The organism is Povalibacter sp. (genome assembly GCF_036735925.1).
GTDB lineage: Bacteria > Pseudomonadota > Gammaproteobacteria > Steroidobacterales > Steroidobacteraceae > Steroidobacter.
In genome coordinates this window covers 68,659-77,391 of the sequence record NZ_DAINNK010000013.1, presented here as the reverse complement: position 1 = coordinate 77,391, position 8,733 = coordinate 68,659, and the positions used below count along the sequence as shown (strand labels likewise).

The following is an 8,733-nucleotide window of genomic DNA, read 5'->3' as shown; positions in this document are numbered from 1 at the left end:
GTCGGCGATGCGCTTGTTGAGTGCGGCCTGATCGATCTTCGGCGTGTCGGCGGCGAGGACATTGAATGAAAGCGCCAGCACGCATGCCATGAAGAGCCCCCTCCCTGACCCTCCCCCGCTGCGCGGAGGAGGGAACTCCGACTCCCTCCTCCGCGCAGCGGGGAGGAGGCAAGCGAATGCGCGCCGGAATCCCCCAGCGAGGGGAGAGGGCTGGGGTGGGGGCATTCCGAACATGCGCATTTCAGTGCTTCCCCGGCTCGAGCTTCACGCCGCGCCGCTCCCACGCAACGTACGCAAGGATCGCCGTCATCTTCGGATCGTCAGCGGCGAGCGGCTGGCCTTCGAGCGGATTGCGCAGGCACCAGTTCACCATCTCCCACAGATTGGCAACCTTGCCCAGCTGCTTCTGGAACTTGGGATACGTTTCAGGATGGGTGTTCGCGGCGTTCGGATGACATTGCGCGCACGCGACGCCATTCGTGCCGAGCTTGCCGTCGGTCCACAGCGCGCGGCCCTGCTTCACCACGCCATCGAACTGCTCCTGCCAGCGCTTCAGATCCGCTTCAGTGAACTCATCGGCGAACGTGAGCGAGCCGAACGCCAATCCGGCCAACAGCAATGCAATTCGCGCGATTCTCATACTCATGTTCCTGTCCTGTTCCGGCCAGCGACCAGCAGCCAGTTGCCAGCAGCCCTCTTCAGAAATGTGTCTGCGGCGGAATCCGCCTGTCTTCCGCCTGGTATGCCTGATCCTGCGGCTGGCCGGTCTTCTCATCGAACGCCACCACCCGCGCGGTGTTGTTGTAGAGATTGAAGCTGGCGCGCGCGCGGCCCGAGTTGATGTCGATCAACTGCCAGCCCGTGGCATCGCGCTCGAAGAACGGATCGGCACGATTCATGTGCACCGTGAGCTTCGGCAATAGTTGCTCGGCCTGCGCATAGCTCTGCGGATACGGCCAGGGCCACGCCGTCGCCATCGCGGACGTGAAGCTGATGTTGCCGATCTGGTTGTACTGGATCTGATGCACGTGGCCGTAGAACACCGTGACCTTGTCGAACGGCGCGAGCAGCGCCTGCACCTGCTCGGCGTCCTCGGTCCAGAAATTCCAGCCCTTGTAGATCTTCTGCAGCGGCGAGTGCGAGAACACGACGATCGGCGTCGACTTCTTCACCTTGGCCAGATCCTTGCGCAGCCAGTCGCGCTGCTTCTCGCCGACCATGAACGGCGAGCCGTTCGGATTGTCGAGCCCGGCCATTTCCAGCATGCGCTGTTCGGCGCTCGGCCAGCGATCGAAGGTCCAGTCGTCGTACGTGAGGATGCTGTTGAGCACCACGAAGTGCACGCCCTTGTGATTGAAGCTGTAGTACTGCGGACCGAACAGCTTCGACCAGTACTCGCCGAGGTCGAGGTAGTAATCGTGCTCGCCCATCACGTGATGGACCTTGCCATTCAGCTTCGACAGCATTTCGGCGCCATGATCGAGTTCGGGCCTGTTGCCGAGCTGGGCGAGATCGCCGCCGAACATGACGAAGTCCGGCTTCGGCGCGATCAGGTTCGTTTCCGCCACCGCGCGGATCAGGCCGCGATCCCAGTTGCGCACGAACTGCGTGCCCTTGATGTGCTGGATGTGCGAGTCGGAGATATACGCAAAGGTGAACGTGTCTTGCGGCTTCGCGAAAGCCAGTTCGACGAGCGTCAGCGGCAGCGTGCTGGCGCTCACGCCGAGCGCCGCGTTGCGCAGGAACGTGCGCCGATCGAATGTCTGGCTCATGGTGCGGTTCCTCCGGTCCTGGCCGGCGTTGCAGTCGCCGCCATCCGGGTCGTACTGACGTTGCAGGAGGCGGGATTGAGCGAGGCCGCTTTCTGGGCCGCGAACTGCGGACTCGTCAGCGTCTCGAGGAAGGCCACGAGATCCGAGATCTCATCGTCGGTGAGATCGAGCGGACGGATGCCGCCGCTCAGGAAGTCATTGACGTGGTCGGTCTTCCGCGTGATGCCGCCGTTGTTGTAGTGCTCGACCACGTCGCGCAGCGTGGCGAGACTGCCGTCGTGCATGAAGGGCGCGGTGACGGCGACGTTGCGCAGCGTCGACGTCTTGAAGGCGCCCAGTTCATCGAGCGAATCGGTCACGGCGAACCGGCCGAGCTCCGACGCCTTCGGATTCGTCAGCACAGCCTTGTCGACGGCTTCGATCGAGGTTTTCGCTTGCAGGAATGCCGGCACCAGCGTGCCGACGTCGCTCTGGATGCGATTGATGCCGACGCCGATGTTGTGGAACCGGTTGTCCGTGAACAGCGCGTAGTTCTGCTCGATCGTGTGGCATGACACGCAGCGCCCCTTGTTCAGGAACACGTCGAAGCCGCGCTGCGCCTGCGTGCTGATCGCATCCGCCCGCTTGCCGTAGTACCACTGATCGAACGGCGAATCGCCGCTGACGATCGTGCGCTCGAAACTGGCGATCGCCTGCTGCACTTCCTTCATCGTGACCTGTTCGCCGCGCTTGTCGAACACCTTGGCGAAGGCGGCGACGTACTCTGGATCGGTGCGCACGATCTTCAGCACGGGATCGTGATCGGCGAGCCCCATCTCCACCGGATTGACGATCGGATGCTGCGCCTGGTCTTCCATGTTGGGCGAACGGCCGTCCCAGAAGAACAGCGAGAAGTACGCCGAATTGATGACGGTCGGCGCATTGCGCGTGCCCGTCAGCTTGTTGATGCCTTCGGACGTGATCAGCGGGCTGTCGGTGAATGCCTTCTTCGGATCGTGACACGTGGCGCAGCTCACCTCGCCCGTGCTGCTGAAGCGCTTGTCGTTGAAGAGCTTGTCGCCGAGCGCGATTTTCCCAGGCGTCTGCGGATTGTCGGAGGGAATCGGCACCGGCGGCAGTCCGAGCGGCTGCGCCATCGCCAGCGTACAAATCAGACTCGCGCACGCACCCGCGAGCACGGTGTGAATCGGCGGTCCCATGCGGCTTCCCCAACGACAGTTCTTAGAATCAGTCTAATCGCGAGACCCGACTTCGCAATTGATCTCCTCAATAAGCCGCTCCGTGCGAGAAGCCGCACGACGGTTGCGCTGCGCGGCGCGACTGGTGGCCAGCATGCGATCGGTGGCACGCACGGCGACGCGCGCGAACCGCAACATCCGCTGACCTTCGGCGGTGAGCGCGACATGGGCGCGATCGCGCTCGAACAGCGTGACGCCCAGGTACTCCTCGAGCTTGCGCAGTTGAATGCTCAACGTGGACTGGGTCACCGAGCAGCGCTCGGCGGCGCGGGTGAAATTCAGGCACTCGGCCAGCGCGATCAGATACCGGAGCGCTCGTATCGACATGCAACCCCCATTGGCCAATGTCCTGGCGAGCCAGTCGCGACCGTTGCGTTTTCGTGCGGCGAACCTACTACGACGGTTCGGCAGCGACCAATAGAACAAACCGATAGGAGGCGATAGGGGATGCTTATCGGCGCAACGTCATCAGGATGTAGCGATCCCGCATGCCGTAACCGAGCGATCGATAGAGCCGCTGCGCCGCTTCGTTGTGGCGATCGACCTCGAGATGCACTGCGCGCACGTCGAGGTCGCGCGCCGCAAGTCCCGCGGTTTCCAGCAACTGACGTCCGCAGCCGCGCCCACGAAATTCCGGCAACACGAAGACTTCATCGATGAAAGCGTCATTGCCGCCGAGTTCCAGACTGAAGCCGATGCACAGCGCCACGTAGCCGATCGCGCGCCGCTCCTCGAACGCCAGCCAGACACGGCCCCACTGCGGCTGCGACAGCAGTCGTCGCATCGTGGCGCGCGCGGCATCTTCGTCGAACGGCAACCCATCGTCGCGGTAGTAGCCGCGCATGAGTTCGACCAGTACCGGCAGATCGTCGGACGTGGCAAGGCGGATCATCCCTGCTCCGGCGTTCCCAGTTTCGTCAGCGCTTCGCCGGTGACACGAAACACCGTCCACTCATCCATCGGCTTCGCGCCGAGTCCCTTGTAGAAACTGATGGCGCGCTGGTTCCAGTCGAGCACCGACCATTCGAGCCGGCCGTAGTTGCGCTCGATGCAGATGCTCGCGAGATGCCGCAGCAGTTGTTCGCCGTGACCCTGGCCGCGGAATTTCGGACGCACGAACAGGTCCTCGAGATACAGGCCCGGCCGACCGAGGAAGGTCGAGTAATTGGGAAAGAACAGCGCGAAACCGACGACCTCGCCGGCGAGGCGGCCGATCACGACTTCGGCAGCGGGCCGCGGACCGAAGAGCGTCTCGCGCAGACCCGCCTCGGTCGCCACGACTTCATGCGACAGGCGCTCGAACTCCGCCAGTTCGCCGATCAACGCAAGGATGGTCGGTACATCCGCGACCGAGGCCGGTTGGATCTGCAGTTCACTCACTGTCGTTGCCCTCGTCCTGCCGCCATCCTTGCATCGTTAACCCATCCCATATATTTTCGCCAGCGTAGCGGGTGATGGGGCAGAAGGGATCAAGATATTCTGAATAATTCCCGGTCATGACCGAGCACTCCAAACTGCCTCTCAATGCCCTGCGCGCCTTCGAAGCCGTGGCGGCCCATCTGAGCTTCACCGATGCGGCGAAGTCGCTGCACGTGACGACCGCAGCCGTCAGCTCTCATATCAAATCGCTGGAAGAATTTCTCGAAACGCCGCTGTTCGTGCGTCACAGCCGTTCGGTACGACTGACGCCGCAGGGCGCGCGCCTGCTGCCCGGCGTGCAGCGCGGACTCGGCGAGCTCACCCGCGCGGTCGATCAGCTTCGGCAGGATCGTTCGAGCGGCCTGCTCAACATCAGCCTGCTCGGTTCGTTCCTGCAGAAATGGCTGCTGCCGCGCCTCGGCGATTTCTATCAGAAGTATCCCGACGTCGATCTGCGCTTCAACGCCAGTCGCGAACTGGTCGACTTCATGCACACCGACTTCCATGCCGCCGTGCGCTACGGCGGCGGCCAGTGGGAAAACCTGCGCGCGGAAAAAATGCTCGACGACTGGGTCTTCCCGGTGACGAGTCCCGCGCTCTTCGCGAAGCTCGGCCCGATCAACACGCTCGCCGATCTCAACAAGTACCCGCTCCTGCACAGCGCCAGCGAACCCTGGGTCGACTGGCTGCGCCGCGTCGGCGGCGACACGACCCGCGTGGAGCGCGGACCGGTGCTCGATGATTCCGCATCAGTGCTCGCAGCTGCCGAACAGGGCCACGGCCTCGTGCTCGCCCGCTGGTCGCTGGTCGCCGGCGATCTGGCTGCCGGCCGGCTCGTGCGCCCCTCGGCGCAGAGCGTGCGCCAGCACAATGCCTACTACTTCGTGGCGCCGCCCCATCACTTCGAACTACCGAAAGTCGTGCGCTTCCGCGACTGGCTGCTCGACGTGTGCGGCCAGTTCCCGCCCCCGGAGGGCGAGCGGCTGGAGCCGGAGGGGAGATAAGAAGGTTTCACACGGAGTTCACGGAGAACACGGAGCCAGATATCAGAGGAGAAGAATTTCCACGGGGGAGGAATGGGAACACGGGGAACACGGGGTCTCGGAAAAAGAAGAATCTTCTTTCCCTGTGCTCCCCGTGTTCCCATTCTTTCCCCCGTGGAAATTTCTCTTCTCTGACCTCCGTGTTCTCCGTGAACTCCGTGTGAAACCTCCCCTTCTTGACGCCCACGCCGCACTCTGCATAACTGCGCGCCCTTTCAACTCAAGGACGCTGCGGTGACGAACGACGACTGGACGGCGCGCGATGCTGCCGTCGTGTGGCACGGCTTCACCCAGATGTCGTGCTACGCGGACAATGCGCCGGTGATCGTGGAGCGCGGCGAGGGCCGCGAGCTGATCGACACCGCGGGCCGGCGCTATCTCGATGCGATTTCATCGCTGTGGGTGACGACGCTCGGGCATCGCGTGCCGGAACTCGATCAGGCGTTGCGCGAGCAGATCGATCGCGTCGCGCATTCGACGCTGCTCGGCAACGGCAACCGCATCGTCATCGAATTCGCCGAGGCGCTGGCGCGCGCCGTACCGGTCGATGAGCCGCACATCGCGTTCGCCTCGGACGGCGCGAGTGCGGTCGAGCAGGCACTGAAGATCGCCTTCCAGTACTGGACCAATCGCGGCATCGCCGGGCGCACGGCCTATCTCGCCTTCGGCGATGCCTATCACGGCGACACGATCGGCTCGCTGTCGCTGGGTGCCGGCGGCTTCGGAACGCAGATCTTCGATCCGCTGCGTTTTCCCGTACTGCGTGCGCCCTCGTTCAGCGAGCCCGGCGCGCTCGACACGGCGGCGCAGATGGTCCGCGCGCATCGCGACATTCTGGCGGCCGTGGTCGTCGAACCGCTGGTGCAGGGGGCGGCCGGCATGCTGAGCGCGCCCGCCGAATCTTTCCGCCTGCTTGCCGCGGCCTGCGAGGAGACGGGCGTGCTGCTGGTCTGCGATGAAGTCGCGACCGGCTTCGGTCGCACCGGCACGCTGTTCGCGAGCGAGCAATGCGCGTTGCGGCCCGACCTGCTGTGTCTGGGCAAGGGCATCACCGGCGGCTACCTGCCGATGTCGGCGACGGTGGCGAACCGCAAGGTGTTCGATACCTTCCTCGGCCCGGACCTGAGCGCGAACACGTTCTATCACGGGCATTCCTACGGCGGGAACGCGCTCGCCGCGGCGGTGGCGCTGCGTCACCTGCAGTTGCTGCAGTCGGGCGCGATTCTCGCGAACGTCCGCGAACGCTCGGCACAGCTGCACGAGGCGCTGGCGCCGCTCGCACGCCGGGCTTCGGTTCGCGACATCCGGCTGATCGGTCTCATGGGCGCCGTCGAACTCGATACGTCGCAGGAGCCGCGACTCGCACGCCGCGTCTGCGCTGCGATGGTTCGCCGCGGCGTGCTGAGCCGTTCGATGGGACCGGTCATCACGCTCGTACCACCGCTCACGATCACGGCAGCGGAGATCGAGCGCATCGTTGCGACGCTGATCGCCGCGCTCGATGAGGTCGGCGCATGAACTGGACCGCGTGGGCACAGGCCGAACTCGATGCGATCCGCCGGGCCGATCGCTGGCGCGCGCTGATGGCGTTCGACTGCCGCGGCGTCGAAGGCACGCTGCGCGGACGCGACGTCATCGTGTTTTCCTCGAACGACTATCTCGGTCTCAGCCAGCATCCAGCCGTACGCCGCGCGGCTGCCGAGGCGGCGCAGCAGTTCGGTGCCGGCGCCACGGCCTCGCGCCTCGTCGTCGGCACGCGCAGTCTTCACGAAGAACTCGAAGGCGCGCTCGCCGCCTGGCAGCGCACGGAAGCGGCGCTGGTATTTCCCAATGGCTTCGCCGCCAACCTCAGCGTGCTGTCCGTGCTGGGCGGCCCCGAGGTAACTGTCTTCAGCGACGAACTGAATCACGCCTCGATCATCGACGGCTGCCGGCTGGCGAAGGCCGAGCGCAGGATCTACCGGCACGGCGATGTCGACCACCTGGAATCGCTGCTCGCCGCGACGCCCGGACGCAAGCTGGTGGTCACGGACAGCGTGTTTTCGATGGATGGCGACGTGGCGCCGCTCGATGCCATCGCATCGCTGTGCGCGCGCTTCGATGCACTGCTCGTCGTCGACGAGGCGCACGCGGTCTTCGGTCCGGCGCTGCATGACCTGCCCTGCGAACTGCTGCGCGTCGGCACGCTGTCGAAGATGCTCGGCTCGCTCGGCGGCTGGGTCGCGGGCCCGCGTTCGCTGATCGAACTGCTCGTCAATCGCGCGCGTCCCTTCATTTTCACGACCGGCCTGTCGCCCGCCGATGCGGCCGCCGCACTCGCGGCGCTGCGCATCTGCATGAGCGAACAGGGCGAGCGATTGCGAGCGCAGTTGCGGCATGCCGTCGACACCATCGCGCCGGCACATCCTTCGCCGATCGTACCCGTCATCCTCGGCGAGGATCGCGCGGCGTTGAATGCCGCGGAGACGCTGTTGCAGCAAGGGCTGTACGTGCCGGCGATCCGGCCGCCGACGGTACCGGCAGGCACGGCACGCCTGCGCATCGCGCTGTCGGCGCTGCACACGGAGCCGATGCTGCAGAAGCTGCGGCAGGCATTGCATTCGCTGCAACGAGTCGCGGCATGAATCGTCCGCGACGGTTGATCGGCGTGCTCGGCACGCACACCGAGGTCGGCAAGACCTGGGTGTCGTCGCGCCTGCTGGCGCAGGCACGTTCGGGCGGACTGCGGGTGGCGGCGCGCAAGCCGGTGCAATCGTACGAAGAAGGTTCGACCGCGACCGACGCCGAACAGCTTGCGGCAGCGACCGGGGAAGCCATCGCCGACATCTGCCCGGCACGGCGCTGCTATCCGCTGGCGCTCGCGCCGCCGATGGCGGCCGATGTGCTGCAGCGTCCGCGGATCCTGCTGCAGGAGTTGCTCGACGAGATCGTCTGGCCGGCGGGATGCGACCTCGGCCTCGTCGAAAGCGTCGGCGGTCCGCTGTCGCCGATCGCGCACGACGGCGACAGTCTCGATCTGGTCAAACGGTTGCAGTCGGATCGCGTCGTGCTGGTCGCGGATGCCGGACTCGGCACGTTGAATGCCGTACGGTTGTCGCTCGCGGCGCTGGCGCCGCTGAATGCAGTGGTGTTTCTGAACCGGTTCGATGCCGAACAGGAACTGCACTCGCTGAATCGTCGCTGGCTGGTCGAGAAGTACGAAGCAGCGGTGGCGACGAATGTGGAGCAGTTGCTGGCAGCGTTGCAGTAGTCGCTCGCCGC

Annotated in this window: 10 protein-coding genes; 4 read left to right on the top strand and 6 right to left on the bottom strand. The window is 65.0% G+C overall.

Annotated elements, in window-relative coordinates:
- Positions 1 to 241: 241 nt before the first annotated feature.
- The 6 genes from V7D81_RS06500 to V7D81_RS06475 form a co-directional block, all read right to left on the bottom strand.
- A complete protein-coding gene (locus V7D81_RS06500) occupies positions 242 to 640 on the bottom strand; it encodes a c-type cytochrome (RefSeq protein WP_324315329.1) in 399 nt (132 codons plus the stop codon).
- Between the two features lie 58 nt (positions 641 to 698).
- On the bottom strand, positions 699 to 1,772 hold the full coding sequence (locus V7D81_RS06495) for a metallophosphoesterase family protein (protein WP_324315328.1): 1,074 nt from the start codon (positions 1,770 to 1,772) through the stop codon (positions 699 to 701).
- The gene (locus V7D81_RS06490) at positions 1,769 to 2,971 is read right to left on the bottom strand and encodes a cytochrome-c peroxidase (protein ID WP_324315327.1); all 1,203 of its coding nucleotides are present in this window, start codon (positions 2,969 to 2,971) and stop codon (positions 1,769 to 1,771) included. The genes V7D81_RS06495 and V7D81_RS06490 overlap by 4 nt, the downstream gene beginning before the upstream one ends.
- 33 nt (positions 2,972 to 3,004) lie before the next feature.
- Positions 3,005 to 3,337, bottom strand: a complete 333-nt coding sequence (locus V7D81_RS06485; protein WP_324315326.1) for a LysR family transcriptional regulator — start codon at positions 3,335 to 3,337, stop codon at positions 3,005 to 3,007.
- Positions 3,338 to 3,461: 124 nt separating this feature from the next.
- Positions 3,462 to 3,902, bottom strand: coding sequence for a GNAT family N-acetyltransferase (locus V7D81_RS06480; RefSeq protein ID WP_324315325.1), 441 nt, complete (start codon positions 3,900 to 3,902; stop codon positions 3,462 to 3,464).
- Complete coding sequence (locus V7D81_RS06475) at positions 3,899 to 4,390, bottom strand: GNAT family N-acetyltransferase (RefSeq protein ID WP_324315324.1); 492 nt, start codon at positions 4,388 to 4,390, stop codon at positions 3,899 to 3,901. The genes V7D81_RS06480 and V7D81_RS06475 overlap by 4 nt, the downstream gene beginning before the upstream one ends.
- 116 nt (positions 4,391 to 4,506) lie before the next feature.
- Here V7D81_RS06475 and gcvA point away from each other — a divergent pair, with 116 nt between their 5' ends.
- From gcvA to bioD, 4 genes are all read left to right on the top strand, one after another.
- A complete protein-coding gene (gene gcvA, locus V7D81_RS06470; protein WP_324315323.1) occupies positions 4,507 to 5,433 on the top strand; it encodes a transcriptional regulator GcvA in 927 nt (308 codons plus the stop codon).
- 273 nt (positions 5,434 to 5,706) lie between these two features.
- A complete protein-coding gene (gene bioA / locus V7D81_RS06465) occupies positions 5,707 to 6,990 on the top strand; it encodes an adenosylmethionine--8-amino-7-oxononanoate transaminase (RefSeq protein WP_324315322.1) in 1,284 nt (427 codons plus the stop codon).
- The gene (locus tag V7D81_RS06460; RefSeq protein ID WP_324315321.1) at positions 6,987 to 8,096 is read left to right on the top strand and encodes an aminotransferase class I/II-fold pyridoxal phosphate-dependent enzyme; all 1,110 of its coding nucleotides are present in this window, start codon (positions 6,987 to 6,989) and stop codon (positions 8,094 to 8,096) included. Before bioA ends, V7D81_RS06460 begins: the two co-directional genes overlap by 4 nt.
- A complete protein-coding gene (gene bioD / locus V7D81_RS06455; RefSeq protein WP_324315320.1) occupies positions 8,093 to 8,722 on the top strand; it encodes an ATP-dependent dethiobiotin synthetase BioD in 630 nt (209 codons plus the stop codon). Before V7D81_RS06460 ends, bioD begins: the two co-directional genes overlap by 4 nt.
- Positions 8,723 to 8,733 lie beyond the last annotated feature (11 nt).

Coding starts and splice junctions, on each gene's coding strand:
- V7D81_RS06460 (WP_324315321.1), top strand. CDS start 6,987: ATGAACTGGACCGCGTGGGCACAGGCCGAACTCGATGCGATCCGCCGG.
- V7D81_RS06500 (WP_324315329.1), bottom strand. CDS start 640: ATGAGAATCGCGCGAATTGCATTGCTGTTGGCCGGATTGGCGTTCGGC.
- V7D81_RS06490 (WP_324315327.1), bottom strand. CDS start 2,971: ATGGGACCGCCGATTCACACCGTGCTCGCGGGTGCGTGCGCGAGTCTG.
- V7D81_RS06480 (WP_324315325.1), bottom strand. CDS start 3,902: ATGATCCGCCTTGCCACGTCCGACGATCTGCCGGTACTGGTCGAACTC.
- V7D81_RS06495 (WP_324315328.1), bottom strand. CDS start 1,772: ATGAGCCAGACATTCGATCGGCGCACGTTCCTGCGCAACGCGGCGCTC.
- V7D81_RS06485 (WP_324315326.1), bottom strand. CDS start 3,337: ATGTCGATACGAGCGCTCCGGTATCTGATCGCGCTGGCCGAGTGCCTG.
- bioD (WP_324315320.1), top strand. CDS start 8,093: ATGAATCGTCCGCGACGGTTGATCGGCGTGCTCGGCACGCACACCGAG.
- gcvA (WP_324315323.1), top strand. CDS start 4,507: ATGACCGAGCACTCCAAACTGCCTCTCAATGCCCTGCGCGCCTTCGAA.